The sequence below is a fragment of the Comamonas sp. NyZ500 genome (genome assembly GCF_016772095.1).
GTDB classification, from domain to species: Bacteria; Pseudomonadota; Gammaproteobacteria; order Burkholderiales; family Burkholderiaceae_C; genus Comamonas; species Comamonas thiooxydans.
This window is the reverse complement of record NZ_JAEIJE010000021.1, coordinates 38,038-63,591: the sequence shown is the minus strand read 5'-3', so window position 1 is coordinate 63,591 and position 25,554 is coordinate 38,038. Positions and strand designations below refer to the sequence as shown.

At 59.3% G+C, this 25,554-nt stretch carries 24 protein-coding genes and 1 pseudogene; 14 read left to right on the top strand and 11 right to left on the bottom strand.

The features are described from left to right. Positions 1-85 precede the first annotated feature (85 nt). Positions 86-469 (top strand): annotated as a pseudogene (locus tag JAO85_RS25695) (hypothetical protein); the annotation flags it as partial. Positions 470-1,587: 1,118 nt separating this feature from the next. On the opposite strand, the gene JAO85_RS22155 reads toward JAO85_RS25695, so the two are convergent. The 4 genes from JAO85_RS22155 to JAO85_RS22140 form a co-directional block, all read right to left on the bottom strand. Next, on the bottom strand, positions 1,588-2,481 hold the full coding sequence (locus JAO85_RS22155; protein WP_202789045.1) for a hydroxymethylglutaryl-CoA lyase: 894 nt from the start codon (positions 2,479-2,481) through the stop codon (positions 1,588-1,590). A gap of 14 nt (positions 2,482-2,495) precedes the next feature. Further along, on the bottom strand, positions 2,496-3,878 hold the full coding sequence (locus JAO85_RS22150) for a tripartite tricarboxylate transporter permease (RefSeq protein ID WP_003066594.1): 1,383 nt from the start codon (positions 3,876-3,878) through the stop codon (positions 2,496-2,498). 17 nt (positions 3,879-3,895) lie between these two features. Beyond that, complete coding sequence (locus JAO85_RS22145) at positions 3,896-4,339, bottom strand: hypothetical protein (RefSeq protein ID WP_003066592.1); 444 nt, start codon at positions 4,337-4,339, stop codon at positions 3,896-3,898. Between the two features lie 82 nt (positions 4,340-4,421). After that, positions 4,422-5,711, bottom strand: coding sequence for a hydroxymethylglutaryl-CoA reductase, degradative (locus JAO85_RS22140; protein WP_003066590.1), 1,290 nt, complete (start codon positions 5,709-5,711; stop codon positions 4,422-4,424). 171 nt (positions 5,712-5,882) lie between these two features. Here JAO85_RS22140 and JAO85_RS22135 point away from each other — a divergent pair, with 171 nt between their 5' ends. Further along, a complete protein-coding gene (locus JAO85_RS22135) occupies positions 5,883-7,283 on the top strand; it encodes a PLP-dependent aminotransferase family protein (protein WP_202789044.1) in 1,401 nt (466 codons plus the stop codon). 729 nt (positions 7,284-8,012) lie between these two features. Here JAO85_RS22135 and JAO85_RS22130 read toward each other — a convergent pair. After that, positions 8,013-8,987 (bottom strand): tripartite tricarboxylate transporter substrate binding protein, encoded by a 975-nt coding sequence (locus JAO85_RS22130; protein ID WP_202789043.1) that lies wholly within the window; start codon positions 8,985-8,987, stop codon positions 8,013-8,015. Positions 8,988-9,273: 286 nt separating this feature from the next. Here JAO85_RS22130 and JAO85_RS22125 point away from each other — a divergent pair, with 286 nt between their 5' ends. After that, positions 9,274-9,756, top strand: coding sequence for a GreA/GreB family elongation factor (locus JAO85_RS22125; RefSeq protein ID WP_202789042.1), 483 nt, complete (start codon positions 9,274-9,276; stop codon positions 9,754-9,756). Positions 9,757-10,105: 349 nt separating this feature from the next. Here JAO85_RS22125 and JAO85_RS22120 read toward each other — a convergent pair whose 3' ends face one another. After that, positions 10,106-10,414, bottom strand: coding sequence for a helix-turn-helix domain-containing protein (locus tag JAO85_RS22120; protein WP_003066572.1), 309 nt, complete (start codon positions 10,412-10,414; stop codon positions 10,106-10,108). 154 nt (positions 10,415-10,568) lie between these two features. On the opposite strand from JAO85_RS22120, the gene JAO85_RS22115 reads away from it, so the two are divergent. Continuing rightward, positions 10,569-11,114, top strand: a complete 546-nt coding sequence (locus JAO85_RS22115; RefSeq protein ID WP_202789041.1) for a carboxymuconolactone decarboxylase family protein — start codon at positions 10,569-10,571, stop codon at positions 11,112-11,114. A gap of 213 nt (positions 11,115-11,327) precedes the next feature. Here the strand turns inward: JAO85_RS22115 and JAO85_RS22110 are convergent, their stop codons facing one another. Beyond that, positions 11,328-11,738 (bottom strand): hypothetical protein, encoded by a 411-nt coding sequence (locus JAO85_RS22110; protein ID WP_202789040.1) that lies wholly within the window; start codon positions 11,736-11,738, stop codon positions 11,328-11,330. A gap of 86 nt (positions 11,739-11,824) precedes the next feature. On the opposite strand from JAO85_RS22110, the gene JAO85_RS22105 reads away from it, so the two are divergent. Beyond that, positions 11,825-12,322 carry a hypothetical protein gene (locus JAO85_RS22105; protein ID WP_202789039.1) on the top strand — a complete coding sequence of 166 codons (498 nt, stop codon included), beginning with the start codon at positions 11,825-11,827 and terminating at the stop codon, positions 12,320-12,322. Positions 12,323-12,574: 252 nt separating this feature from the next. On the opposite strand, the gene JAO85_RS25690 is transcribed toward JAO85_RS22105, so the two are convergent. Next, complete coding sequence (locus JAO85_RS25690; protein WP_237734954.1) at positions 12,575-12,670, bottom strand: OprD family porin; 96 nt, start codon at positions 12,668-12,670, stop codon at positions 12,575-12,577. A 403-nt stretch (positions 12,671-13,073) separates the two neighbouring features. Beyond that, entirely contained in the window at positions 13,074-14,153 is a 1,080-nt protein-coding gene (locus JAO85_RS22095; RefSeq protein ID WP_041744243.1) for an SDR family oxidoreductase, read from the bottom strand. Between the two features lie 73 nt (positions 14,154-14,226). Here JAO85_RS22095 and JAO85_RS22090 point away from each other — a divergent pair, with 73 nt between their 5' ends. Next, the gene (locus JAO85_RS22090; RefSeq protein ID WP_012839044.1) at positions 14,227-14,616 is read left to right on the top strand and encodes a MerR family transcriptional regulator; all 390 of its coding nucleotides are present in this window, start codon (positions 14,227-14,229) and stop codon (positions 14,614-14,616) included. A 509-nt stretch (positions 14,617-15,125) separates the two neighbouring features. On the opposite strand, the gene JAO85_RS22085 is transcribed toward JAO85_RS22090, so the two are convergent. Beyond that, positions 15,126-16,040: a LysR family transcriptional regulator gene (locus tag JAO85_RS22085; RefSeq protein ID WP_202789038.1), complete on the bottom strand. Its 915-nt coding sequence runs from the start codon at positions 16,038-16,040 to the stop codon at positions 15,126-15,128. A 103-nt stretch (positions 16,041-16,143) separates the two neighbouring features. On the opposite strand from JAO85_RS22085, the gene JAO85_RS22080 reads away from it, so the two are divergent. The 7 genes from JAO85_RS22080 to JAO85_RS22050 all read left to right on the top strand — a co-directional run bounded on the left by JAO85_RS22080 (position 16,144) and on the right by JAO85_RS22050 (position 23,191). Then, positions 16,144-17,328 (top strand): MFS transporter, encoded by a 1,185-nt coding sequence (locus tag JAO85_RS22080; RefSeq protein WP_202789037.1) that lies wholly within the window; start codon positions 16,144-16,146, stop codon positions 17,326-17,328. Between the two features lie 63 nt (positions 17,329-17,391). Then, positions 17,392-18,555 carry an MFS transporter gene (locus tag JAO85_RS22075; protein ID WP_202789036.1) on the top strand — a complete coding sequence of 388 codons (1,164 nt, stop codon included), beginning with the start codon at positions 17,392-17,394 and terminating at the stop codon, positions 18,553-18,555. A gap of 279 nt (positions 18,556-18,834) precedes the next feature. After that, on the top strand, positions 18,835-19,641 hold the full coding sequence (dkgB, locus tag JAO85_RS22070) for a 2,5-didehydrogluconate reductase DkgB (RefSeq protein ID WP_202789035.1): 807 nt from the start codon (positions 18,835-18,837) through the stop codon (positions 19,639-19,641). Positions 19,642-19,654: 13 nt separating this feature from the next. Beyond that, positions 19,655-20,635: a TIGR03571 family LLM class oxidoreductase gene (locus JAO85_RS22065; protein WP_202789034.1), complete on the top strand. Its 981-nt coding sequence runs from the start codon at positions 19,655-19,657 to the stop codon at positions 20,633-20,635. Next, positions 20,628-21,752, top strand: a complete 1,125-nt coding sequence (locus JAO85_RS22060; protein WP_202789033.1) for an alkene reductase — start codon at positions 20,628-20,630, stop codon at positions 21,750-21,752. Before JAO85_RS22065 ends, JAO85_RS22060 begins: the two co-directional genes overlap by 8 nt. Before the next feature lie 3 nt (positions 21,753-21,755). Next, positions 21,756-22,775: an aldo/keto reductase gene (locus tag JAO85_RS22055; RefSeq protein WP_202789032.1), complete on the top strand. Its 1,020-nt coding sequence runs from the start codon at positions 21,756-21,758 to the stop codon at positions 22,773-22,775. 74 nt (positions 22,776-22,849) lie between these two features. Next, on the top strand, positions 22,850-23,191 hold the full coding sequence (locus JAO85_RS22050) for an adenylate cyclase (RefSeq protein ID WP_202789031.1): 342 nt from the start codon (positions 22,850-22,852) through the stop codon (positions 23,189-23,191). Between the two features lie 112 nt (positions 23,192-23,303). Here the strand turns inward: JAO85_RS22050 and JAO85_RS22045 are convergent, their stop codons facing one another. Then, positions 23,304-24,278 (bottom strand): LysR family transcriptional regulator, encoded by a 975-nt coding sequence (locus tag JAO85_RS22045; RefSeq protein WP_039051076.1) that lies wholly within the window; start codon positions 24,276-24,278, stop codon positions 23,304-23,306. A gap of 75 nt (positions 24,279-24,353) precedes the next feature. Here JAO85_RS22045 and JAO85_RS22040 point away from each other — a divergent pair, with 75 nt between their 5' ends. Then, on the top strand, positions 24,354-25,541 hold the full coding sequence (locus JAO85_RS22040) for an iron-containing alcohol dehydrogenase (RefSeq protein ID WP_370552218.1): 1,188 nt from the start codon (positions 24,354-24,356) through the stop codon (positions 25,539-25,541). Positions 25,542-25,554: the final 13 nt, after the last annotated feature.

The following is a 25,554-nucleotide window of genomic DNA, read 5'->3' as shown; positions in this document are numbered from 1 at the left end:
GCTAGGGTTAATGCGTGGGTCAGATTGAGATGGAAAAACCGGGGGCTAGTGGGTCACTTCTGGGTGGAAATCAACACCATTCAGCGATCTGCGCTTCTCTGCAACCGGGTTCGATGATGGAGTTCTTACCTACTATCAAGCTCGCTACGGTCGCCAGGACATTCAGGCCAGGAACGACTTGGAGCTGGTTCCGACCCACCCTGACGGAAACACCTTTCGATTGATATTCAAGGGGCGAGCTGTTGCAGCCAGTCAAGTGAATATCGAAACGGGGGAAGGATGGCGCCGTTCACTGACCCCGTCAAAGGACGGTACGGTGAGCTTCACGCCGTCTTTCCCTGGCCTGTATGTGCTTGAGGTATCGGCTCGTGTCAATGATGCAGTGGTTGCTGTGGGCGGTAAGAAATATAGCGATGTACGCTATACCGCGACGCTTAGTTTTATTGTCCCTCAGCAAGAGGGGAGGTGAGTTGTCTGGCGCTGGGCTGGAGGCGCACCACAATCGACTCTGTTGATGAGTATGGGCCGGTCATCGCAGTAATCGAGGTGAAAGACAGCCAGAGGCAGCCACTATCAAAACGTCAATGGGGAAGAACAACGCTTGCGGTAAGCTGCACCATAGCGCGAAGCCGGAGGGTACACGCAACTGAAGTTTGTGCGAGTCGGCTTAACCAGCCAGTTGGGCCACAGGTACTGCGCAGAAATGCGACTGCACTTTTGATGGCTGGTTAGCTGGATTGAATCGAAACGCCAAGTTCTTTGCATGAATACACGAAGCGTTCGCGAAGTAGCCTAATGTCTAAGTCACCAACCCTGCGCCGCTTGGATTCAAGCGCCGTCAGAGACTCATAAATGAGTTGAACTATGTGCGATACCGACTCTTCAGTTGAATGAGTGGCCAAAAACGAAAAATCTGGTCGAACGCTATAGTGCCCAACATTGAACCTGTCTGGTATGGCTGGAAGACCAAAATGGCCTCTGCCAGAGACACGCTTCTGTAGTCGAAAAGTATGTCGGGGCTGGCCATCTGGCTTTGCAGAGCCTACGAGCAACTCTACGTCAATCCAAAGATGCTCCATTGGGCCGCCGTACTCGCCCGACAGTTGTTCAGATAGCTTGTCAAAGAGCGGGCGAAGTGCATCAGCGAGACTTCGGGTGGACTCGTCGCAGATGCTCGCGTGAAAACCTAGCTTCATATCTTGAGTGGCCTGATGTTTGAGCTTGGCCGCCTGCAGAAGTGGCCTGCAATCTTGGTTGGCGATCGGTGCACCGCGACGTTCTTCCAGAACTGAGTTGCACTTTAACTTGAAGGCTGCAAAGTACCTACCAATGTTCGCTCTGGGTCGAACAGCGACGGTCGCAGTTCGGCCAGGAGCAGTCCTTGAAGCCATTCTCTCTGGTGAGTGCTTCTGGCGGGTCGAGGCAATTCATCTCAGAGACACCAACGACTGCTGCAGCGCATGGCAGACTTGCGTGTAGAAGTCGGGACTTGATCTGACAGCGGCCGTTGACGCCTTCAAAGAAAAAGGCCGAGAGATTTGAGATCTCAAGGCCTTTTTGCGCTGGTGTTTATGTAGAGCGCAGGTTTCAGCGCTGCACCACTTGCTGGCCATGCAAATCGCTCAACACTTGCCGGATATAGCGACCTGCGGCTTGAACCCCGGACATATCTACGCCGGTTTCATAGCCCATGGCATGCAAGGCATGGACCAGCTTTTCGGTGGCCAGATTACCTGAGGCTCCCTGGGCATAGGGGCAGCCGCCCAGGCCCGCCACAGAGCTATCGAAAATGCGCAGTCCCATCTCCAGCGAAGTGCAGACATTGGCTTCCGCCATACCATAGGTGTCGTGAAAATGGCCCGCCAGGCGCGCGCTGGAAAGGTCCCTGAGGCAGACTTCCAACAGCTTGCGTGTGGACTTGGGCGAGCCGCGGCCAATCGTATCGCCCAGAGAAATCTCATGGCACCCCATGGCCAAAAGCTCTTGCGCAACCTGCAAGACCGCCTCTGCAGCAACATAACCTTCATAGGGACAGCCCAACACGCAGGACACATAGCCACGCACAGGGACACCGGTCTCCAGCGCCCTCTTCACCACAGGTCTGAAGCGATCCAGACTCTGCGCAATGCTGCAATTGATATTGCGTTGCGAGAAGGTCTCCGAAGCCGCACCAAAGACCGCCACCTCGTCACAGCGAGCAGTCAGAGCAGCTTCCAGTCCTTGCAGATTGGGCGTCAGTGCGCTGTAGCAAACTCCAGGGCTACGTTCGATCAAGGTCATCACTTCGGCGCTGCCGGCCATTTGCGGAACCCATTTGGGCGACACAAACGAAGCCGCTTCGATAAAGCGCAGGCCTGCGCGGCTGAGCTGGTTGATCAGCTCGACCTTGGCATTCAATGGCACAGGCTGCTTTTCGTTTTGCAGGCCGTCGCGTGGCCCGACTTCCACGATCTTGACCCGGCGCTCTGATGCATTCGACATTGCTGCTCTCGCTTTCAGAACAGCTTGAGCAGCGCAGGAACGCTGAGCACGGCTGTGTAATAGCCCATGAACTGCACGCCGGTGTTAAAACCGAAGGTACGGGAGAGCAAGCCACCCATGAGGCCCATGGTCAAGATCACCAGCAGACCCAGCAGACCGCCTTCCCAGACGCTGATCACGATGATCAGGCCGACAAAGGTGGCAATGATGGCTTCGTGGCTGACTTTGCGCGATACAAACATTGCAGCACGGCGCGCGTAGTTCATTGCAAACGGATAGGACACCACTGCGGCAAGCAACACCGACAACATGCCGTAGCCCAGAAACTCCCAGTGGCTCAGCAGGTTGTGCAGATTGTGGGTCTGGCCCGTAGCAGCATCCACCGTAAAGCGTGGAGGTGCATTGAACAACGGTGCGGCAGGGCCGGCAGCCACAGGACTCAAGGGCAAGCCAAAGGCGATCAGCGGGATCAGCGCTTCGGCAATATAGGTGGCTTCTGTCACGCCGTTACGAGCGCTCAGCACCGTGGTCAGGCGGTGATAAGCGTGTTTGATGCGAGAGCCCACCAACTCGCCCAGCACCACGGTCATGGCCACAGGGCTGAACACAAAGGTTGCGCTGGAAATGGCGGCAGTCGTCAACGTCCAACGGGTCTGGGTTCTATCCAGCACCTTGAGCGGGTTGGGGAAATAGCCCGACCAACCTTTGACATCAGGAGCCAGGTTGAACTGGCGAACCTTGTCGCGCAACATGCTCTTGCGGCCTGCGGGCGCCATGACGGTAAAGAGATCGGCAACCAGAGGTCCAATGGCGATACCCAGGAAGTAGCTGATGCTGAGCTTGGTGTCGTACTTGGCAGTCAGTGCCTGCAGAGCCAGAATCACCACCACAAAAGGCACGAGCAAAGCAATTGCCCCCCAGCGGCCTTTGGAGAAATAAGCAATCAGCACGGCTGCGGCCAGAAAAATCCAGGGTGCAGTCTTGGTAATGGTTGAGCCGAACGGCGCCAACATCACGGCAAACAGCACCGCCAGCGGCACGGCAACAAAGGCCGCGACGATGGCGCCCGAGACCATTTTGCGTAAAGCAATATGTGGCACGCCAAGCTTGCGCAGCAAGTCTGCATCCTGCAGCAAAGGCGTGGCGAGTGTATCTCCGGGAATGCCCAGCAGCGCTGTCGGAACGGCATGGGTCATGTGCTTGGCAACGGCACCAGCCAGAAAGAAGGTAAAGACGCCTGCAGGCGGAACGCCGAGCAAAACGACAAGCAGGGTGAGTGGTGCGAGTGTCGTGGTTTCGTCGGTGCCGGAAACCAGTCCGATTGCAGCAAAGACGATGGCGCCGATCAGGCCCATGCCCGCAGCGACGCCGATTTGTTCAATGAGTTGAGGATCCATGCCGTGTACTCCTTGGGTTACTGGCCATCACGGCTTCTGGATGTGCCGGGCGTGACGAAAAGCTCATAGAGCTTGAGTTCCTTGAGCTCCTGCACCACGACTGGGGGCAGGTCAGACACAGAACCCAGACCACCGGGCTGCTGCTCCAGCTCACGCAGCACTTCGGCACGCCATTCAGGGTTGCTGGAGATGTCTTCTTCGGTCACCACACGTTTGGGAGGGAAGATGCGGGCGCAAATAACGCCAGCGAGCACACAGCCGGCCAGGCCAGCGAGCATGGCGTAGGCATGAGCCAGCTGTTTGGATTCGACCACCGAGCTTAGCCAACGGCTGGCTGCAAAAAAGCCGAGCACGCTGATGCCGATGCCGATCAGGATGGACCAGCTCAGGTGCTTGAGGTCAACGGTATCACCCCAGACCTCAGCGAGTTGCCAGTGCGAGGCTTGCTTGTCGGAACTCATAGCCTTGTCTCCTTGCTTGTTGTTGTTCCCGTTTCGGGTAAGAAAAGCCTCGCCCGGATGTGCCTGGCGAGGCTGAGGATGCTTAGCGCTGGGCGCGAATTTCTTGCAGCACTTCCAGTGCGCGATCGGTGCGCACGTCATGCTCGGTAGCCAGGCGCTTGGCGACGATCTCTACTTCTTCACCCACGGCTCCTGCGACCAGCGCAATATTGCGAGCATGAAGTGCCATATGGCCGCGCTGAATGCCTTCGGTGGCCAGCGCGCGCAAAGCACCCAGGTTCTGGGCCAGACCCACGGCGGCGGCAATCTCGCCCAGTTCCTGGGCAGACTTCACCTCCATGATCTTGAGCGCCAGGCGCGCCAGCGGATGGGTCTTGGTGGCACCGCCCACCAAGCCCACGGGCATGGGCAGCTCAATCGTTCCCACCAAGGCGCCGGCATTGTCTTTTTCCCAGTGCGTCAGCGAGGTGTATTGGCCGTTGCGGCTGGCATAGGCATGGGCACCGGCTTCGACCGCGCGCCAATCGTTGCCTGTAGCAACGATGACGGGGTCGATGCCGTTCATGATGCCCTTGTTGTGGGTGGCGGCGCGGTAGGGATCAATGGCGGCGAAAGTGTAGGCGTCGAGCACGCCTTCAATAATTGCTTCGCCGCTGCGCTCTTTGGTGGCCAAGGTTTGCGGTGTCAGGCGTACACGAGCACGGGCCAGGCGCAGGTCTGCCAGGTTCGAGAGAATGCGCAGGCGCACCGAACCACCAGTAATTTTCTCCACCAGTGGCGAGACTGATTCGGCCATGGTGTTCACGGTGTTGGCACCCATGGCGTCGCGCACGTCCACGATCAAGTGCATCACGACCATAGGGCCGCGTGGAGAATCGGGGAAGACGTGGATTTCGATGTCCTTGCAGCCACCGCCCAGGCTGATCAGCACCTTGTCTCGACTATTGGCTTGCGCGAGGATCTCATCGCGGGCCTTGAACAACGCCAGTCTTGCACCATAGGGGTCGCTGATGCCGACGATTTGCACCTGCGCACGCATCAGCGGCAAGGTGCTCGACGTTTCAAAGCCTCCGTCTTCACGGGCCAGCTTGGCCATATATGAAGCAGCAGCGATGATGGAGGGCTCTTCCACTGCGAGCGGAATCAGCACATCGCGACCGTTGATGCGGAAGTTGCCTGCGACGCCCATGGGGAGCTCGAACGTGCCCACCACATTCTCGATCATGCCGTCAGCCAAGGTGGCGGGCAGGGCGCCCGCCTGGGTCAGTAGATTGCGCTCTTCGGCACTGAGATTGCATGCGGTGGCGACATGCTCCCAGCGCTGTGCGGGGGTGAGAGCTCGGAAATTGGGAAGACGCGAATCGACGGCCATGAAAACTCCTACAAATCCAAATCTGGATATCAATACAAGGGGACGGTTGGCCGAGAATTTATTCAAACTGTACCTTTTAATACAGGTACAGTTTGCAAGAACAGTACTGCCGCAATGCAACATTGGACCCATCTGCATACATACTGGCGGCTCACGATCCAGGAGACTTGAATGGCGGGTGGTAGCAAGCGTCAGGCCCCTATTGCAGAGCGTTTGGCCGATTTGATAGGGCAGCAAATAACCGATGGCGTGTATCGTGCAGGGGACAAGCTGCCGTCCTTGCGTGAGCTGGCGCATTTGCACAGCTACGCCAAAAACACCGTGGTGGCAGCCTTTGATCTTTTGGTCTCACGCGGTCTGGTGGAGTCCCGGCGCGGCTCTGGGTTCTATGTTCAAGCGCAGGCACGCCATGCACCTCAGGATGAGGACGCAGGCCAGCTCAACCGTGCGATGGATGTGGTCTGGTTGATGCGCGAGCAACTCAAGACCCAGCCGGATGCTGTCGCGGTTGGCGATGGATTTCCGCCCATAGAGTGGCTGGCCGATATGCGCATGGATCGCTATCACCAGAAAGTGGTGCGAACCGGTCTAGGGTCCTTGTTTCGCTATGGCAGCCGCTTCGGCTATGCGCCGCTGCGCGACAGCCTGGTGCGCAAGCTGGGCGTGTTCGGCCTGGGAGTCACACCTCAGCAACTGGTCCTGACCCAAGGTGCGAATGAAGCCATGGATCTGGTGATTCGCTACTTCGTTCCGCCTGGCGCGACGGTGCTGGTGGACGATCCCGGCTACTACCTGCTGTTCGGCAAGCTCAAGCTGGCAGGAGCGCGCGTGCTGGGAGTCCCCAGGCAAGCCGATGGACCCGATGTCCAGGCTTTGGAGCAGTTGCTGTTGACCGAGCGTCCGCGCTTGTTCTTTACCCAGTCTCTGGCGCACAACCCCACTGGCTCGGACATCAGCGCTGCCAAGGCTTACCGCGTCCTGCAGCTTGCAGAGCGGCATAACCTCTTGCTGGTAGAGAACGACCCATTGGCCGATTTCAAACCGACCTCGTCAGTGCGTTTGTCCACGCTGGACCAGCTGGAACGCACGATCTACATCGGCAGCTTTTCCAAGTCGTTTTCTGCAGCCCTTCGCGTGGGATTCATCGCCTGCAGCGATGCTTTGGCCAGCGACCTGGCAGATTTGCGATCGCTGATCCATGTAAGCGGGTCCGAATACTGCGAGCGCATGGTCGATGTGATGCTCCGCGAAGGCCATTACGAGCGGCATCTCGTGCGCTTGCGCCAGCGTTTGGGTAAGGCAACGCAGCAGGCGCTGGATTGGTTGGAGATGCACGAGTGCGAGGTGTTTGTGCGTAACCCTCAATCGCTTTACCTCTGGGCCACGTTCCCCGGCAATCCCGATGCCGTGCGTCTGGCCGAGCGCTTGCTCGCCCACAAAGTCACCATGGCCCCGGGCCATGTTTTCAACCTCAATCCGAGCCAGACATCGCCTTGGTCGCGCTGCAATGTAGGTGCCATGCTGGACCCCCGCTTTGAGGTGGCCTATCGAGCAATGCAGGAAGTGCGCTGATCGCTTTTGCACAGCTTTGCGGAACTCACTCGTTGAGGTTCAAAAAAAGAGAAGTGGCTTCGGTCGAGAAGCGCCTTCCCTGGATTTATTAACGCTACGGGGCTTATGGTTGCCGATCACGGTCCGCTGCTTGAGCAGCCTCCGGCACCAACATCAGTTTTGGAGCGCCGTCTGTCGTGAACGGCAACTTCGTCATCGGAGCCGACTGCTTGGCTATTTGGCTCGCGCGTAACTTCTCTATCGATCGCTTCTGCCTGCAGTGGCAGGCTACGTGCCCGTAGCGATACCAGGCGCTGCAACAGGGCACGATGCCACCCTGGGTGAGGTGCCGACGACGGCGCAAGCCGAGCGTGAAGCCGTCACCAGTCCCGTTGTGGACTGGACTGCCAAGCGGGCGGCTACCGGCACCAAGACCGACACCGACCTGCGCGAGACCCCGCCGGCGCTATTCGTGGTCACTCGCGACCAAATGGACGGACAAGGCATTCAGACCTTCTCTGAAGCCTTGCGCTGCACCTCGGGTGTGCGCGCGGAAGAGGCGCAGACCAGTGTCAACAGCTTGTTCATGCGCGCTTTCCTCGCGGAAGGCAAGCCCACCTGGATGGTCTACGCATTCGTCCGGCGGTTATTTCAACTACTGTGCGAAAAAACCTTTGTCATTGGAGCGTGTCCAGGTGCTGAGAGGCCCGGCTTCGGTTCTCTGTTGCCAGGCGTCTGGAGGCTGCGCCGTCAGTTGACCTGCATCTGGGCCTTGCGTGCCACTTCGCCCAGTCGTTTGTATTCGGACTGTGTCAGCGCTTCGAAGCCTTGGGCAGCAGACCCCTTGGGGGTGAATCCGGCCTGCACCAGCTTGTCCTTGACGGCGGGATCGCTCAGGGCCTGGTTGATGGCGGTATTGAGTTTGGCTGTGATGGCTGGATCTAGCTTGGCTGGGCCATATACGCCGAACCATGGATCGACTGCGTAGCCTTTGAGACCGCTCTCCGCGATTGTCGGCACATTGGGCAACGATGGACTGCGCTCGCTGCCTGCCACGGCCAGCGCTTTGAGCTTGCCTGCCTGAATGTGTGGCAGGGAAGCGGGCAGGTTATCAAACATGGCGGGTAGGTGGCCACCAAGCATGTCGGTAATACCCGGTACGCTGCCTTTATAGGGCACATGGACAGTATCCAGGCCAGTCATTTGCGCAAACATCACGCCAGCCAGGTGCATGCTGGTTCCGGTGCCGGCAGTACCGTACTGAAAGCCAGGGTTCGCTTTGATGTAGGCGATGAACTCCTGCACATTGTTTGCCGGGAAGCTCTTGCCCACTTCCAGCACGATGGTGGAGTAGCCCAGCATGGAAACCGCCGTGAAATCCTTGCAGGGGTCAAACGCCATCGATTTGTAGATGTGCGGGTTGAGCGCATTGGTGGAGATGGCTCCGAAACCGATCGTGTAGCCGTCGGGCTTGGACTTTGCCACGACATCCATGCCGATATTGCCTCCGGCACCAGGCTTGTTCTCGATCACCACCGGCTGACCCAGCGTGCGTGCCATGTGCTCACCCACGACTCGTGCCACAAGATCGGTCGTTCCTCCAGCCAGATAGGGAACGACAAAGGTAATGGGTTTTTGCGGGAAAGCTGCTTCTGCGCGAGCGGTTGCCATGGTGGTGAGCGCACCTACGGCGGCAATTGAGGCGAGTATCAGTCGACGGTTCATTGAGGTCTCCTGGGTAGTTCTATTGAGTAGCGTTTGAAGTCGAGATCCGGACTCTGCCTGAAGCAAGGCCTTGGAGGCTGCCATCACCCGAGGCAGAGTGAAAAGCAGTGTATTTGTTCAATGCAGTCCGTGGGAGCTCGGTCTGGCAACTGCTGGCCAAGTGATGGACACGGATGCGGGGCGGGCGCCGGCAACCCATTGACCTGTAGCCAATAGAAGCGTCGAAAGGAGGAGGGGCCCTTCATAATCAAGACCTCCAGCTTGTTCGAGATGCTTACTTTTCGTTATGGATAAATTGTTGTTGCAGCAGCAGGTGCTGAAACGGCTCGCCGAGGATCTTCTGCAAGTCGAGCAGGCAGCGAGGGTTGCCCATGAGGCGGCGACCCATGAGGAAAATATCGCCGAGAACAAATACGACACATTGGGTCTCGAAGCTTCCTACCTGGCTGCTGGCCAAGCGCGTCGCGCAGAAGCCATCCGCCAAGCGATGGCCAATTGGCGCCAGTTCCGCCCGCAGCCCTACAACGCCAGCAAAGGCATACAACTCGGCGCACTGATCTGCCTGGTGGATTCAGACGACACGCAACAACAGATCTTTCTCGGCCCGGATGGGGGGAACATGAAGTTGTTCAACGGCGCTGCACTCATCCAGGTCATCAGCAGCAAAGCCCCCTTGGGCAGGGCTATGCTGGGTAAGTGCGAAGGTGATGAGGTGTCGATACAGGTCGCTCCGGTCCGACAGCAGTTTGAGGTGCTGTGGGTTGATTAGGCCGCGAGCAAGTTCACGTTGGATTGATCGGAAATTATTCGTTTCAAACCCCTCAGGCTAGCTCATGGCAGGGAGGCTGCGGGCGTCATGAATTCCTGGGGCAGACATTCGATGTGAGCGCCAAATCGTCCTGCGCCTGATTTCAGGGCCGCAAGTGAATGGAGCGTTCGGCCGGGGGCAGGCCTGGATGGCTTTCTCTCAGGTTGCTGCTTGGGGCTGGTCACCGCCTCAGCGCTTTGGCAGCCGATGTCCTCAGTTCCTAAGCGGAATTCCAAAAAAGCAGGTTCAGTGCTAGATGCGCAGAGGATGCCTTCCTTTGCCTGCACGAAATCTGAGGAGGATCCACAGTTTAGTCGGCAGAATCAGAGGCCGCTGCGTCGGCTTTGGTCTGATCTCGCATCCGATGCCCCCATTGATCGGCCCACTGTGTCAGGGGTTTGAGGGCACTTCCCAGCTTCCTGCCTTCTTCCGTGAGCCGGTAACCCCCCTCCGCGTGATCCACCAAGCCCACCTCACGCAGTTCGCCGAGTCGAATGTTCAATAGACGGGTGTTTGTCTCGCAAGCGTCCAGCAAAGCGCGGAACGTCAGCGAGCCGGACTGCAACTCCCAAAGAATCCGCAGCGTAGTCCGTCTTCCTAGCAGATCCAGGACGACCATGAGGGGGCGTCCTGACTTGGAGCCTCGGACTGGTTTGTCAATAACTGGTGTCATATGTGCGCTTTACTTTATACAGCACTCAATATAGCCTGAACTTCAGGTTAGGGGCACCGGTTGGCGGTTGCTCCAACCTGCACTTTTTGGAAGGCAATACATGACAGCACGCATCGCCCCCGCACAACCCCCCTTTGAGTCCGATATTGCGGAGCGCATCGACAAGACCATGAAGGGCCGCCCGCCGCTATGGCTTTTCGCGACCTTGGCCCGCGATCCTCGTCTGGCCAGGAAGTTCTTCTCCGGCAGTCTGTTGGATCGCGGTCATTTGACAATACGGCAAAGGGAAATCGTAATTGACCGCACGACGGCCCTGTGTCGCTCTGAATACGAATGGGGGGTCCACGTAACCGGCTTTGCGAAGCTGGCCGAACTCACTCACGAGCAGGTTCGCTCGACCGTTCTCGGCTCGGCGGCAGATGCCTGCTGGAGCGACGAGGAGAAACTGCTGATTCGCGTCTGTGATGCATTGCACTCGCACTGCGATATCGACGACCAACTCTGGGCGAGTCTCAGTGTCACCTTCCCCGAGAACGCCTTGATGGAACTCCTGATGCTGGCAGGTTTCTATCGAACAGTCAGCTATCTGACCAACGCACTGCGGATGCCGCTTGAAGACATCGCGGAGCGATTTCCCACGGCATAGCGCCGGATTGGGTCGTGTCCACGCGGAGCGCCTTTGGCATCCGCGTACATGCAGGCTTCTGTTGCAGAAACTCGTGCACTGGAAACTGAGTCAGCAGAGGCGTGAAGTTCATGCTCTGGGAACAGGCATTCACGGACGTCGGCTCCTGGCCGGACTGCGACAGTCGCAGTTCAGCCCAATGCAGACAGTTACTGACGTTCGACGTTAGGCGCTTCAGCCACCATCGCAGACAATCTTTCGCGTAGGGGAGCTTGACAAGATGAGTGCGAGGAGCGAAGTGATGACGTGAAGCACTTCGAGCTTTTCGACTTTGCGCCAGTCTTCAGTCTGGACTGCAATGCTCTCGCCCTGCCAGCTGACGAGAACCAGCCAGGAGTCCGGCTTATGCGCGACATCTTGCATTGCTTGCTCGAGCTCGGTGCGAAGGCGATGCAGTTGATAGCCTTCGATGACACCGCCACCGTAAAGATCAACCAGCTCACCTTTGTGGCGTTCGAGGTTTGCTGATTCAAGGTAGAGGCAAAGGAACCAGTAGTAGCCGTCGTCGTTGAAGGTGAGCGGCGATATCTCACTGCAAGGCGTCTGGAGGTTGGCATGATCGGCCAGGTACAAGGATACGGACATGGAGTGTCTAACGGACTAGGTAAGCCGACGGCAGAATGCAGGTCGGCTTGACTGAAGGGTTACCCCAGGGCGATATGAGAGGCGCAATGAAGCTCAGTTTGATGGCACTTTCAATTGTGGCTGCGTTCCTCCTTGTAACCCGAGGCTGTGCAAGCTTCAACAGTTACTGGTACGAAGGCTACCTACCTCAGGCGATCGAGATTGAAGAACTACTGTTTATCGAGGACAGCGGCGGCTTCAGAGAAGGTTGCGGAGCAGCGGTCTACAAAATGGATGGGCTATCGCTGGAAAACATTCGCACGAATGGGCTTTATGCTTTAAGAGAAGCCAAGCAGGCTAGGCGGCATAAAGCTCGTGAATACAGTGACTGGAAGGAAACACCCTACATTGAGCCGAAGGACGAAATAGTTCGAAACGGCTGGCTGACCGGTATGAACGAGGGATGCTCGGATATTCCCTCCGAAATGGAGCGCGATATCAATGAAGCCTTGAGAGAACCAGGCTCCTTCTATGCAACTGGGCATGAGTCTGGCTTGATAGTAATTCCCAAGCGTGGGTGGATCATCTTTTCTCATTTCGGATGAAGATCGCTCGCGACCCCTTCGGTTGCATGTACCTCCTCACCGCTATCCGATACCTGCGCTGAGCGTCAGTTTCGACGGCTTATGGCCAAGACCTCCATTTCACTCACGCCCTCGAAAGCGGTTGCCGGCTGATTTGTCGCTCGCATCGAATGCGTGCTCTGGGGATTGAGCCAGTGCTTGCCATTGGTTGCCCAATAGCCGAGATGGCTAGCGTACACGGCGTCGGAGTCTCTGGTGTAGGCCACGCTCAATTCAGGGGGCGATGGAGCTCAGGTCCACGTCGCGCCTGAGTTGCCAGGAGGCTTCGCGCGGACCGTTGAAGTCGGACAGCTGCATTGCGTTCTCCAACCAGATTCACATAGTCAAACGGGTTGTTCCCGCTGACCTTCTGTTGGCCGAGTCCGAATTTGTGAGCACCTATGGCGCCACCTGGTTTTCTGGTAGATAGCCATGAAATTACGCTTTATGGCCGTTGTCATGAGTGCGCACCCAATTTGTCGCGGGGATGAACTCTCTTGCAGGTAACCGTCTTGTCGGTCGGCCTTGAATATTGATTCCATCCCAGACCGGCCATGCGATCTGTTGTCATGTCCGACATCATTTGGATGAATGCTTTCGTATGTGCCGAAATAGTGCTGCAGACCCTTGCGGGCGTATGCAAGCGCACATCTGCGGCATGCCCGAGACCGCGCTGTCCTGCTTCGTACGACCACCTCGGATCTTGATGTTGTTTGCTGCCCCAGGGAATAAGTCAGGCAGTCCTGTCCTTGGCCATGCAATATGAGTTGACGAACATTGCAGTGTGCTGCAAAGCCTGACGTATATCCGGTTTGGCTATTCCATGCCTATTGGCAAATTGCTCGACCGCCGCCGTATCAAAGCGAGTGGTCTGGATAAAGTCCAAGGCTTCGGCGTCTGTATTCAAGAACCGCGCGACGGGTGGAATACGCAGCAGCAACTTCAGCAATCGCAGTGAAATATGATGCCTGGGAGGCTTCAGGCCCATGGGTTGTGCTACCTGTCCCAGCAGCTCTCGCAAGTTGGGACTTTGGTCATCAAGTGCCAGTAGTTCTTTGCCCACCATGGCAGCATCGAAAGCACAAGCCGCCACCAACTCAACCAGGTAATCCACGGTGACCAGTGGCAGCCAATGCTCGGAAGTACCAGGCACTGCAGCCAGCTTTCCCTGCGCAAGATTGCGTATCAGTGCCACCAGCGGCTGACCGTCAAGGATATGTCCGGTACGGCTGTGGCCACAGACCGTCGCGGGGTGAACTACGGTAACTTTCCCGCCCTTGGTGGACATGACCTGCAGTGTCGCAAAGTGCGCCTCCAGCTTGCTCGCCTCGTAAGCACCGACGTGCCGGTAGACGGCAGGCCAATCGGTCAGCTCTGGATGGCGAGGATCAATTCCGATGCGCAGCAGATGTTCATGATTCTTCAGCATGTAGCCGCCGATCATCACCAAGCGGCTATTTAGCTCAGCCGCCAACAGCGCCACGCGCTTTGCCCCTTCCACATTGACCGCACGAGAATGCTCCGATGAAAGCCCCCAAGCGAAGTGAGCACCCAGATGGAATACGACCCTGGCCTGCCTTAGCACTGCTTGGTCGGCAGGATTCAGCCCGAGGTTGTCACGCTCCAGGTCGCCTGCAACGGCAAATACTCGGGTGGCAATTCCTCCCAGATGGTCGACTTGCTCTCGCAGTGCAGCTAGTCGCTCTGGGCGGCGCATCAATACCCGGACGGTGTGACCTTTGGCACTCAGGTTCGCCAGCAAATGTTGACCGATGAAGCCGGTCCCTCCCGTGACAAAGCACTCCACGCTCATTCTCCTGCTCCTTGGTAAGGTGAGAAATCAAATGTAGAGTGTCGACCTAACTCTATAGTCAAGCGGTATTTTCATGAGAATCGGCGAACTTGAGACCCGCAGCGGCGCCAGCCGCCATACTTTGCGTTACTACGAGCAAATCGGCCTGATCTCGCCGACGCGACGAACCAACAACTATCGCGTCTACACTGCGCAAACTCTGCAGGATCTGACCTTTATCCAGCGCGCACAAAGCATGGGTTTTTCGCTGGGGGAAATAGGCCAGATCCTGGATGCGCAGCGGAACAAGACGATCGATTGTGCTGACGGCGCCAAACTCATTGAAAAGAAGATGGCGGAGATCAGACAGAAAATCGCCGATCTCAAAAGCATTTATCGCTATCTGGATGAAGAGCGTGCAAACCTCGAAGCCAGCGCTGCCAGGCAGCTTGAGCTTCAGCAGCTGGCCAAGGCTTCGAGCTGAGCTGTCGGTGTCCAGGAACGGAAACTGCCGCAGGCTTCCGGTTTCAAGCCCCCGCTTAAGTATGTTCTAGAACCTTGCGGCCAGACCCTGTCTGGCTCAGTGCAGGCTTGCGCGTCCACTCTGTCTGCAATTTCTGCAAAGCAGACCTGGGACGACAGCACGCAAAGGTCTGCGATGGGGCGATCTGCGACTGTCGCAGTCCTGTCATGAGCGGACAGCCGCCGCTCACCTCCAGACGACAGCTGCAGGCTGAGAGTCACCATCAAGTTGTGGCCGTTCAATGACTGCTGATGTCGATACCAGACATACCGAGGCACCCGATCTAAGCTACCGCTCTACGCCTCCAGCCGGATATGTCTACCTGCCGAGGGCAGTCCATCCATCGGCTGCGCCTGTCTGTAAGAAGTAGGGCATCGTCCGAAAGTGGGAAGGTCTGGAAGCTCGGCCAAGTCACCTGTGGGAGATGCCTTCACTACTGAGGCGCAAGGAGGCTGATCACTTCGTGAAGGTCAATCTGAGAATGGTTGCCTACCAAGGGTCTCCATCACATGGTCCACAAAGCAGGTGATGCGCGCAGCCAGCGCGGTGTTGCGGTAATAGACGGCGTTGATCGACTGGCGCACGTCCAGCGTCTGTTCGGGAAATAGCTGTATTAGTTTGCCGCTCTTGCGGTCTTCACGAGTCATGAAGTCCGACAGGCAGACGATGCCAAGGCCAGCCAGAGCCATGTGGCGCAGGGTTTCGCCGCTGGAGGAGGCAATCGTCGGCTGAATGCGCAGGATGTTGCCAGCTGCGTCGCGCAGTGGCCAGTCGTTCAGTGCCTCGGGCTGGGTGAAGCCCAGGAGTGCATGTTGCCCATCATGAAGGAGCAACTGGCTGGGCTCGGTCGGGGTGCCGTGGCGCTTGAGGTAGGCGGGACTGGCCAGCACACGGACCTGGCTGGTGCCCATGGGACGGGCGTGCAGGGTGGAGTCCTTGAGCACGCCGATGCGAAATGCCACATCGGTGCGTTTTTCAATCAGGTCGATGATGCCTTCGTTGGAGTTCAACTCCAGCTCCACCTCGGGGTAACGTTCGCGAAAGCCCGCGATCAGCGGCACTAGCACATGCAGCATGAAGGGCGTGGCCGCGTCGACGCGCAGCCTCCCGGCAGGGCGCATGCGTCGCGCGGCCATCTGCTCCTCCGCAGCGTCAACGGAGGCGATGATGGCGCGGGCGCTGTGCAAAAAGGTGGAGCCTTCCTCGGTCAGCTCAAGCCTGCGCGTGGTGCGGCGCAGCAGCGTGGTCTGAAGCTTTTCCTCCAGCCTCCCCAGCGTGCGGCTGGTGGCCGAGATCGTGAGGTCCAGTAGCTCTGAGGCGGCAGTGATGGAGCCCGTATCCACGACTGCCACAAAGGCCTGCAATTCATCGAGGGTGGTTTTCATTATTGAATTTAATTCAAGAGAATTTGTTTTATACAGGGCTTAATCTGCAAATATTAACCGAGGACACTGCAGTCCATTGAAAAACCAATACCGGATTGCAGCCATGCCTCTTGCCCTGCTTGCCCTGACCCTGGCGGCTTTTGCCATAGGGACCACCGAATTCGTCATTGTCGGATTGATTCCGACCATTGCTGACGATCTCATTGTTTCCCTGCCGTCAGCCGGCCTGCTGGTTAGCCTGTATGCGCTGGGCGTGGCCATCGGCGCGCCCATTCTGGCGGCACTGACCGGCCGCGTACCGCGCAAGCTGCTGCTGGTTGCGCTCATGGCCTTGTTCACTGTCGGCAATCTGGTGGCCTGGCAGGCCCCCGGGTACGGCACGCTGATCGTGGCGCGCCTACTGACCGGCCTGGCCCATGGCGTGTTCTTCTCGGTTGGCACTATTGTTGCAACCAGCCTGGTGCCACGCGAAAAGGGTGCCAGCGCGATCGCGACCATGTTCAGCGGCATGACCGTGGCCTTTGTCACTGGCATTCCGCTGGGTACCTTCATCGGCCAGCACTTTGGCTGGCGCACCACCTTTCTGGTCGTGGCAGCCTTTGGTTTGGTGGCGATGATCGGCGCGTGGGCTCTGGTGCCGCGCAATATCGCTCATACCGCGCCGGCGCCGCTGAGCCGTCAACTGCGCGTGCTGTTGCTGCCGCGCCTGCTGCTGGTCTATGCCATGACGGCCGTTGGTTACGGCGGCTCGCTGATCGCCTTCACCTTCTTGGCCCCGATTCTGGAAGACATCACCGGCTTCAGCCCCAATATGGTGAGCCTGGTGCTGCTTGCCTATGGTGTTTCGGTGGCTGTCGGTAATTTCTGGGGCGGCCGTCTGGCCGACCGCAAGGGCCCGGTGGCGGCGCTCAAGCTCATTTTTGCGCTGCTGGCCGCCGTGCTGCTGGTGCTGACCTTCACGGCCCCTAACAAGCCGCTGACTGTGCTGACCGTGCTGGCCTGGGGGGCAGTGGCGTTTGGCAACGTGCCCGGTCTGCAGGTCTATGTGGTGCGTCTGGCCGAGCAGGTAGCACCCGATGCGACCGACGTGGCCACGGGTTTCAACATTTCCGCCTTCAATCTGGGGGTGGCAGGCGGTTCCTGGGCCGGAGCGCAGGTGGTCAGCCAATTGGGCCTAGCTCATACGCCATGGGTCGCAGCACTGGTAACACTGGGCGCTTTGGGCCTGACCGTGATGTCCGGTCGCCTGGACCGCCGTGTTGAGCCGCAGTCGTTGGCCCGTGTCTGATGCCGCTGCTTTTTCATCCTCCGCTCATCTCGCTGTCAATAATTCCCTGTAGGAGAGGCTGCAATGAAACCCTCGGCCGCTTTGTTCGCCCTGGCCATTGGTGCATTCGCCATCGGCACCACCGAATTCACCCCCATGGGCCTGCTGCCCGTCATTGCCGACGGCGTGCAGGTCAGCATACCCACGGCGGGCATGCTGGTTTCGGCCTACGCCATCGGCGTGATGGTCGGAGCGCCGATCATGACTTTGCTGTTCAGCCGCTTCGGCAAGCGCGCGGCGCTGATAGGGCTGATGGTTCTTTTCACTGTCGGCAATCTGCTGTCGGCATTTGCGCCTAGCTACACCACTCTGCTGCTGTCGCGCCTGATCACCAGCCTCAACCATGGTGCCTTCTTTGGCATCGGTGCCGTGGTGGCGGCCAGCGTGGTGCCCAAGGACAAGCAGGCCAGCGCCATCGCCATGATGTTCATGGGCCTGACCATTGCCAATATCGGCGGCGTGCCTGCTGCTACCTGGATAGGTCAGCAGGTCGGCTGGCGCGTGGCCTTCGGCGGCACGGCCCTGCTGGGCCTGATCACCATCGCTGCGCTGTGGCTGGTCCTGCCCAAGGGCCAGCCCGGCCCGCGCCCCGACGTGCGCCGCGAGCTCAAGGTCTTGACCCGCCCAGAAGTTCTGCTGGCCATGGGGACCACGGTGTTGGGTGCCGGCGCCATGTTCACGCTCTACACCTATGTGGCTCCGGTGCTGGCCGAGATCACTCACGCCAGCCCCGGTTTCGTGGCCTTTGCCCTGGTGCTGATCGGCATAGGTTTCACGCTGGGCAACAGCATTGGCGGCAAGCTGGCCGATTGGTCGCTGGATGGGGCAACCAAGCTCATCCTCGGCGCGCTGGCTCTAGTCATGGCCATGTTGCCCTTTTTGATGAGTACGCAGGTTGGTGCAGCCGTCGGCCTGGTGGTCTGGGGCGTGGCTGCCTTCGGCATCGTGCCTCCGGTACAGATGCGCGTCATGCAGGCTGCGGCTCAGGCTCCCGGCCTGGCCTCATCGGTCAACGTCGGCGCCTTCAATCTGGGCAATGCTGTGGGAGCTGCTCTGGGCGGTGCCGTCATCAGCCAGGGCCTGGGCTATGCGGCCGTTCCGCTGGCTGGCGCTGTCTTGGCGGCGGGTGGTCTGGGTCTGGTTTGGCTGGGTAGCAGCCGCCGCCAAAGCGCGGTGCAGGGCGCCTGAGCAGGGGCAATCAAAGGCAATTGACTCAAAGGCCAGTCCATGGGACTGGCCTTTTTTATTTTTGTGCATCAAATGGGATGAAGGCTCTGATGGCAAGGCGCTGGTAGCTATCAAAAATGATATTGAATTCAGCTGTGCTCAGCATGCAGCAGCCTCTATATTTGATTTTATTTCAAAAGAATTTGTTTTATGCAGGGCTTAATTTGCAAATATGAAAAGCGCAGACTTCAGTCATCGGAAAAGCAATTCCGCCTTTCACATCAACCCAGGAGTCCCTTCATGAGCAACATCCCAACTTTCGGCGTCGGCACCTTCCGTTTGAACGGTCAGGTCGTGATCGACTCGGTGCGTAATGCACTCGATGTGGGTTACCGCGCTGTCGACACGGCTCAGATCTATGGCAACGAAGCCGAAGTCGGTCAGGCGATTGCCGAGAGCGACGTGGCACGTGGCGATCTGTTCGTCACCACCAAGATCTGGGTCGAGAACTACAGCAAAGCCAAGCTGATCTCCAGCCTTCAGGACAGCCTGAAAAAGCTGCGTACGGACTATGTGGACCTGACTCTGATCCACTGGCCTGCCCCTGGCAATGGTGTCGAGCTGTCCGAGTACATGGAGGCGCTGGCCGAGGCCAAGGCCCAGGGGCTGACCCGCCAGATCGGTATCTCCAACTTCAATATCGAACTGACCAAGCAGGCCATCGCGGCCGTGGGCCAGGGCGAGATTGCCACCAACCAGATCGAGCTGAGCCCCTATCTGCAAGGCCACAAGCTGACCGCCTTTTTGAAGGAGCAGGGCATTCAGGTCACTTCCTATATGACCCTGGCCTACGGCAAGGTGCTCAAGGACCCGGTGCTGGCGCAGATTGCCGCCAAGCACAACGCCACGGTGGCGCAGGTGGCCCTGGCCTGGGCGCTGCAGCTGGGCTATGCGGTGATTCCCTCGTCGACCAAGCGCGAGAACCTGGCCAGCAACCTGCTGGCGCGCGACCTCAAGCTGGATGCCGAAGACATGGCGCTGATCGCTGCGCTGGAGCGCAACGGCCGTGAAGTCAGCCCCGAAGGCCTGGCTCCTATCTGGGATTAAGGGAGAACCTGCAATGACTGCTTCTCTGGCTCGCTTGACCGAAGGCGGCTTCAGCATCGGTATCGAAGCTCCTCTGGATAACGACTGGACGCCTGCGGGCGACCAGGCGCGGCGCGAGGCTGGCCGCCTGCCCGGCGAGCCGGACCTGCGCCGCCATGCCGAACTGGCCCGGTTGGCCGATCGTCTTGGTTTTCGCGCCCTGTGGGTGCGCGATGTACCGCTGTACGACCCGTCGTTCGGCGATGCGGCCCAGGTATTCGAGGTGTTTTCCTATCTCGGTTACCTGGCTGGCATCACGCAGAACATTCTGCTGGGCACCGCAGCCGTGGTGCTGCCAATTCGTGAGCCGCTGCTCACGCTCAAGTCCGCTGCCACGGTGCAGCGCCTGAGCGGCAACCGCCTGATGCTGGGTGTGGCCAGCGGCGACCGTCCGGTGGAGTACCCGCTGTTCGGGCGCGACTTCGAGGGCCGTGGCGCGAACTTCCGCGATCAGGTGGAACTGCTGCGCGAAGGTGCGCAGGCCCGTTTGCCGGGTGGACTGGATGTGCTGCCGTGCATGGAGTCGCCGCTGCCGCTGCTGGTGGCCGGGCTGGCCCAGCAAACCCCGAACTGGGTGGCTGAAAACATGGATGGCTGTCTGGCCTATCCGGGCACGCCCGAGGACCATGCACGCCGCGTGGCCGCATGGCGCGCCGTGGCGGGTGACAAGCCACACACCAAACCGTATGCCAGCTTCATCCATCTGGACTTGACCGAAAACGCCGATGAGCCGCTGCAACGCTGGCGCTTCGGCCTGCGTGGCGGCCGCAAGGCCTTGATCGAGGAGCTGCATGCACTGCGCGCAGCCGGTGTCGATCATGTCGGCCTGCATTTCCGCCGCAACCAGCGCCCGCTTGACGAGACTTTCCATGAGATCGCCGAGCATGTGCTGCCCATTTTTCATCATTCGTTGGCCAAGGTGAGGGCACCGGCCGAGGAGATTTGCAATGCCTGATATCCAAGATCCCTTGTTCAAGAACTATTCGATGGGCGGCCTCAATCTGCCCAGCCGCATCGTGATGCCCCCGATGACGCGCTCGCGCGCCAGCCAGCCTGGCGATGTGCCCAATGCGCTGATGGCCGAGTACTACGCTCAGCGCGCCAGCGCCGGCCTCATCATCAGCGAAGGCACCTGGATTTCGCCGCTGGGCAAGGGCTATGCCTGGACGCCCGGCATCCACACCGCCGAGCAAGTCGCTGGCTGGCGACTGGTGACCGATGCCGTGCATGCCGCTGGCGGTCGCATCTTCGCCCAGCTCTGGCATGTGGGTCGTTTGAGCCACACCAGTTTGTTGAATGGCCAGTCGCCTGTATCTTCTTCGGCCATTCAGGCCCAGGGCGTGAATGTGTTCGTGGCCGATGCCGACGGCAAGCCCGGCTTTGCCCAGGCCTCCATGCCGCGCGCTTTGAGCGTTGACGAAATCCATGCCATCGTCGATGACTACCGCCAGGCCGCACGCAATGCCATGGAAGCGGGCTTTGACGGTGTCGAACTGCACGCCGCCAACGGCTATCTGGTCAACCAGTTCATCGACTCCAACGCCAACAACCGCACCGACGAATACGGTGGCGTGCTGGAAAACCGCCTGCGTTTCCTGGGTGAAGTAACCCGCGCCCTGGTTGAAGGCACGGGCGATGCCGGCCGTGTCGGCATCCGCCTGGCGCCGCTGACCACGCTCAACGGCTGCGAGGACGCAGACCCCGAAACCACCTACCTGGGTGCCGCCAGGCTGCTGGCCGATATCGGCGTGGGCTATATCCACATTGCCGAGGCCGATTGGGAGCAGGCTCCGCACATGCCGGTGGAATTCAAGCAGCGCCTGCGCGAAGCCTTCCCCGGCACCATGATCTACGCGGGCGCCTACACGGCAGAGCGCGCCCGCGAAGCCGTGGCCAAGGGCTGGGCCGACCTGATCGGCTTCGGCCGCCCCTTTGTCGCCAACCCCGACCTGCCAAAGCGCCTGCGCACCGGTGCGCCGCTGGCCCTGCACGAGCGCGAAACGCTGTTCGGCGGCGGCGAGCGCGGCCTGACCGATTACCCCACGCTGGAAACTGAATCCGCAGAGGCTTGAACCATGAACAATGCCCCAAACATCTCCAAGCGCATCTCCGTGCCCACCGCACTGGGCTTTGGCACGGCACCGCTGGGCAATATGTACCGCAACATTCCAGAGCAGGAAGCCCTGGACACGGTGGAATCGGCCTGGCAGCAAGGCATTCGCTATTTCGACACGGCTCCCATGTATGGTGCGGGCCTGGCCGAAATCCGCCTGGGCGAAGCCCTGAAGCACCATCCGCGCAATGAATACGTGCTGAGCACCAAGGTCGGACGCCTGCTGACCGACGAGCTCGAAGATACGAGCACGCGTGATCTGGGCGAGAAGAGCGGCCTGTTCCAGTACGGTCTGGCCAACAAGGCCGTCTATGACTACACGGCCGACGGCACGCTGCGCGCTATCGAGGCCAGCCTCAAGCGTCTGCAGGTGGACCATATCGACTATGTCTTCATCCACGACCCAGCGGTCGATTTCCACGGCGACCAGTGGAAGGACGTTTGCCAGATCGCCATGGACGGCGCTGCCAAAACCTTGATCAGCCTGCGCGAGCAGGGTGTGATCAAGGGCTGGGGCCTGGGTGTGAACCGCGTCGAGCCCTGCGAGATGGCGCTGGAGCAGTCCGATCCCGACGGCTTTCTGCTGGCTGGCCGCTATACGTTGCTCGACCATGCCGAAGCACTGCGCAAGCTGATGCCCGAGAGCCTTGCGCGCGGCGTGGGCATCGTGGTCGGCGGCCCGTACAACTCCGGCGTCCTCGCTGGAGGGGAGCACTACGAGTACCAGAAGGCGCCGCCGGAAATCCTGGCGCGCGTGGCCCGCCTGCGCCAACTGAGCGAGGAGCACCAGGTGGATATTCGCGCTGCAGCGTTGCAGTTCTCGCTGGCCCACCCGGCCGTGACGGCTGCCATCCCCGGCGCCAGCCGCCCCGAGCGCATTGCCGAAAACCTGGCGCTGGCCAAGGCGCCCATCCCCGCCGCGTTCTGGACTGCGCTGCGCGAGCAGGGCCTGGTGTCGGCCGAAGCGCCTCTGCCTCTCTAAGAAGCCATGAAATGCCGCTGTTCCCTGAAAAGGAGCAGCGGCGCGGCCCATCCATCTCTCCTTGGGAATCCATCATGAACTCCACCAACACTTCGCGCCCGCTGTTCGCCGGCCGCGGCTTCCGTGTCGACTATGACGGCCTGTCGGCGCACAACGTCTATTCTGCGGACGGCGCCTCCGTCAGCTATGCCATCGTCAGCGGTCCCTATGCAGGTGCCAGCGGTGAATCGCCCTGCCAGTGGCAGGAGATCAGCGAGGGCGTGTACGCCGTCTCCTGGCAGGAGGCCAATGGCGCTACCGTCGTGCATATCGACGACTTCATTGGCGGTCGCTCGAAGGCCTTCTTCACGGCGGCCGATCTGAACTTTTACCGCATGCAGGGGCCGTTGACCGAGCTGGATGTGACCAAGCCCTGATTTTTGCGGGGCCGAAAATTTGAAAGCTGCTTGCGCTTGTCTGTATTGGGTTTCAGATGGAAAACATGCTGAATATCGATATGGGCAAGCGCAAGCAGCTATCTTTTTTAAATCACTTCGGCACATCGTGGACACGGTCCTCGGCCACACCCGTGGCCTGCACCTTGTCCAAGGATTTCAGCAGCAGGCTGAGGGTAGGGCTGCGTGGGGCTCCCTTGCGCAGCACCAGCTCATAAGGCTCGCTGCGTGACTTGAGCTTCAACTGCAGCACTCCGACCAGATGGTGGCGGCAGAAGTAGTTCGCCACGTCGTCGGACACCAGGGCCACCAGATCGGTGTTGCGGCTCAGCAGAGACAGGGTGGTGAGCGTGGATGTGGTCTCGACCAGGTGCAGCGGGAAGTTGAGCTGCGCTTCGTGGAACTCGCGCTCCAGCAGCCGGCGCATGGGCATATGCGCGCGGTAGACCACCCAGCGACTGTCCTGCAACTCGGTCAGCTCCACCGACTTCGCCCCCATGGCCGGGTGCCCCACGTTGGCGATTACCGACAGCGATTCGTCCTTGATGAACAGCGACTCGTAGATTTCGGGGTCGCGGCTCACCGACGAGCGGCAGATGGCCGCATCCAGGCGGCCCCGATCCACCAGGCCCAACAGGGTTTCGCTGGTGTCCTCGACTACTTCCACCGACATGCGCGGCTGCTGTTGCAGCAGGTCGGAGATTGCATCGGTGAGCAGCGGCACCGCGCCCATGATGGTGCCTATGGCCAGCCGCCCGCCCGCGCCACTGGCAATCGCATCCAGCTCAAACCTGAGGTTATTGATGTCGGCCTGGATCAGGCGTGCGAACCGCAGCACGCATTTGCCGGCTTCGTTAGGGATTAACCCTCGATTCGTGCGCTCGAAGAGCTCCCGCTGAAACGTCTGTTCCAGCTCGCGCAAGGCCTTGCTGGCGCCAGGCTGGGTGAGGCCCACCTTGTCCGCAGCGCCAAGCAGGGAGCCACTTTCCTCGATGGCGATGAGCAGCCGCAGCTGCTTGGCATGCAGGCGCGACATCACGGAGTTCAGGCTGGGTGTGGTGAGTCGCATGAGGAAAAGTTATATCGCTATGGAAAGCTGTCAGTGTACCGAAACTGGCCGGCTTCATAGACTCCGCCATCTCGAATGCAAAGCAACAGGGGACGGCAAATGAGTGCCTTTAATTTTTATATTCCGACACGTATCCAAAGCGGTTGTGGCCTGGCCAAAGAGACGGGCAAGTTGCTGAAGCCGTATGGCATCACAAAGCTGTTGATCGTGACCGATCCTGGCCTCAGGGCAACTCCGGTGGTCGATGTGGTGCTGCAATCGCTGAAAGCCGCAGAAATCGGATACGAGATCTTCAGCGAGGTGGAGCCCAACCCCACGACGGACGTTCTGGATGCGGCAGTGGCGTTCATCAAGCAGACCGGCTGCGACGCCGTGCTGGGTCTGGGTGGCGGCAGCTCCATCGACACGGCCAAGGGTGTGGCCGCCATGGCCACCAATCCCGGCGGCATTCTGGACTACGAAGGCTACGAAAAACTCAAGGCGACGCCCCTGCCGCTGTTCGCCATTCCGACCACGGCAGGCACGGGCAGCGAATGCACGGCCTCAACTGTATTCACCAACACGCAAACGCGTTTCAAGACGGTGATCGTCAGCGCGCTGCTGCTGCCCAAGCTGGCCATCCTGGACGCGGAGCTGACTCTGAAGCTGCCCCCGGAAATCACGGCGGCGACCGGCATGGATGCCATGACGCATGCCATCGAGTCCTATGTGTCCAAGCAGGCCAACCCCATCAGCCAGAGCATGGCGCTGCATGCCATCAAGCTGATCTCGCAAAGCCTCTACAAGGCCTATGTCGTGGGCTCTGATGTCCAAGCCCGTGAAGACATGTTGGTTGGCTCTTTGCTGGCCGGCATGGCGTTTGCCCAATCCAAACTGGGCAATGTGCACGCGATCTCGCACACCTTTGGCGGCGTTTTCAATATTCCCCACGGCATTGCCAACGCGGCGCTGCTGCCTTATGTCATCGACTTCAATATCCCGGCCTGCCCCGAGAAGTTCCGGGATATTGCCATTGCCATGGGTCAGGACGTTTCTGGCCTTTCCGCCATCGATGCCGCGCGTGCCGTGGTCAAGGCCGTGATTGAGCTGAATGCCAAGCTCGGCATTCCCAGCAATACCAAGGATCTAGGCGTGAATCTGGGTGCCCTGCCGAAAATGATCGAAGACTCCATGCGCAGCGGCAATGTGCTGGTGAATCCGCGAATTACCCGCGCCCATGACGTGAAGCTGATCATCGAGAACGCCTACCACGGCATGTTCTGATTTTTACTTTCCA

Excerpts from the sequence above, each read along its gene's own strand:
- JAO85_RS22045 (WP_039051076.1), bottom strand. The coding sequence starts at position 24,278 with ATGCGACTCACCACACCCAGCCTGAACTCCGTGATGTCGCGCCTGCAT.
- JAO85_RS22065 (WP_202789034.1), top strand. The coding sequence starts at position 19,655 with ATGACTGCTTCTCTGGCTCGCTTGACCGAAGGCGGCTTCAGCATCGGT.
- JAO85_RS22105 (WP_202789039.1), top strand. The coding sequence starts at position 11,825 with ATGAAGCTCAGTTTGATGGCACTTTCAATTGTGGCTGCGTTCCTCCTT.
- JAO85_RS22145 (WP_003066592.1), bottom strand. The coding sequence starts at position 4,339 with ATGAGTTCCGACAAGCAAGCCTCGCACTGGCAACTCGCTGAGGTCTGG.
- JAO85_RS22120 (WP_003066572.1), bottom strand. The coding sequence starts at position 10,414 with ATGGTCGTCCTGGATCTGCTAGGAAGACGGACTACGCTGCGGATTCTT.
- JAO85_RS22140 (WP_003066590.1), bottom strand. The coding sequence starts at position 5,711 with ATGGCCGTCGATTCGCGTCTTCCCAATTTCCGAGCTCTCACCCCCGCA.
- JAO85_RS22075 (WP_202789036.1), top strand. The coding sequence starts at position 17,392 with ATGAAACCCTCGGCCGCTTTGTTCGCCCTGGCCATTGGTGCATTCGCC.
- JAO85_RS22095 (WP_041744243.1), bottom strand. The coding sequence starts at position 14,153 with ATGAGCGTGGAGTGCTTTGTCACGGGAGGGACCGGCTTCATCGGTCAA.
- JAO85_RS22115 (WP_202789041.1), top strand. The coding sequence starts at position 10,569 with ATGACAGCACGCATCGCCCCCGCACAACCCCCCTTTGAGTCCGATATT.
- JAO85_RS22090 (WP_012839044.1), top strand. The coding sequence starts at position 14,227 with ATGAGAATCGGCGAACTTGAGACCCGCAGCGGCGCCAGCCGCCATACT.
- JAO85_RS22125 (WP_202789042.1), top strand. The coding sequence starts at position 9,274 with ATGGATAAATTGTTGTTGCAGCAGCAGGTGCTGAAACGGCTCGCCGAG.
- JAO85_RS22080 (WP_202789037.1), top strand. The coding sequence starts at position 16,144 with ATGCCTCTTGCCCTGCTTGCCCTGACCCTGGCGGCTTTTGCCATAGGG.
- JAO85_RS22060 (WP_202789033.1), top strand. The coding sequence starts at position 20,628 with ATGCCTGATATCCAAGATCCCTTGTTCAAGAACTATTCGATGGGCGGC.
- JAO85_RS22050 (WP_202789031.1), top strand. The coding sequence starts at position 22,850 with ATGAACTCCACCAACACTTCGCGCCCGCTGTTCGCCGGCCGCGGCTTC.
- JAO85_RS22155 (WP_202789045.1), bottom strand. The coding sequence starts at position 2,481 with ATGTCGAATGCATCAGAGCGCCGGGTCAAGATCGTGGAAGTCGGGCCA.
- JAO85_RS22040 (WP_370552218.1), top strand. The coding sequence starts at position 24,354 with ATGCAAAGCAACAGGGGACGGCAAATGAGTGCCTTTAATTTTTATATT.
- JAO85_RS22135 (WP_202789044.1), top strand. The coding sequence starts at position 5,883 with ATGGCGGGTGGTAGCAAGCGTCAGGCCCCTATTGCAGAGCGTTTGGCC.
- JAO85_RS22110 (WP_202789040.1), bottom strand. The coding sequence starts at position 11,738 with ATGTCCGTATCCTTGTACCTGGCCGATCATGCCAACCTCCAGACGCCT.
- JAO85_RS22085 (WP_202789038.1), bottom strand. The coding sequence starts at position 16,040 with ATGAAAACCACCCTCGATGAATTGCAGGCCTTTGTGGCAGTCGTGGAT.
- JAO85_RS22055 (WP_202789032.1), top strand. The coding sequence starts at position 21,756 with ATGAACAATGCCCCAAACATCTCCAAGCGCATCTCCGTGCCCACCGCA.
- JAO85_RS22150 (WP_003066594.1), bottom strand. The coding sequence starts at position 3,878 with ATGGATCCTCAACTCATTGAACAAATCGGCGTCGCTGCGGGCATGGGC.
- dkgB (WP_202789035.1), top strand. The coding sequence starts at position 18,835 with ATGAGCAACATCCCAACTTTCGGCGTCGGCACCTTCCGTTTGAACGGT.
- JAO85_RS22130 (WP_202789043.1), bottom strand. The coding sequence starts at position 8,987 with ATGAACCGTCGACTGATACTCGCCTCAATTGCCGCCGTAGGTGCGCTC.